Source organism: Mesorhizobium sp. A623, assembly GCF_054489405.1.
This window is the reverse complement of the sequence record NZ_JBTMXB010000141.1, coordinates 1-625: the sequence shown is the minus strand read 5'-3', so window position 1 is coordinate 625 and position 625 is coordinate 1. Positions and strand designations below refer to the sequence as shown.

The 625-nt window shown below is 55.2% G+C and carries 1 protein-coding gene; it reads left to right on the top strand.

The features are described from left to right. Positions 1-539: 539 nt before the first annotated feature. A partial coding sequence (locus ACX3P1_RS28305) for a helix-turn-helix domain-containing protein (RefSeq protein WP_459083149.1) occupies positions 540-625 on the top strand: 86 nt, incomplete at its 3' end.

Below are 625 nucleotides of genomic sequence, written 5' to 3'. Positions count from 1 at the left end.
GACATCCGCACAAGAATTTTCAATCAGGTTAGTCGCCAAGAGCCGAAGAGTCTCGAATAACCGCCGTAGACAATAGCCGTGGGCGGCTGACACCCTGGTAAAGACTTCGCCATACTGGAAAATCGTGGAGTGGCATCGACATCATATAGCTCTCATTGCCTCGATTCGCAGTTCTCCCACTCTGCTTAATGACATAGCGCGTGAGCGGTTCTGTTTTGGGGCGCGGGGTGGCGGTTGTTTCATGGCAATTGCGCACAGCGCATGGAGCCAGTGCTCATCGGTGTTGCGCGCGAGGTAGGCCGAATTGTCAGTCGCTCTCTGCCATGGCGCACCTGTTCGGAGGCTTATGGGCGCCGCTGGTTGGCAATTGTCACCTTGCCCGGCCCACGAAGGTGGACAGGATGAGGACGAAATGTCGGAGTGAAAAACTCATACCCAGTGGGATGACGATGTCCGATATAAAATGGCATGATTGATGTTCTCGACATCAGCATAGACATTTGGTACCGTCCTATAGACGCTTTGGATAGGAATAGCTAATGATCACCGCCGCGCAAGTGCGGGCTGCCCGCGCGCTCTTGGGAATCGATCAGCGCCAGCTCGCGGAACTGGCCGGTGTGTCGGT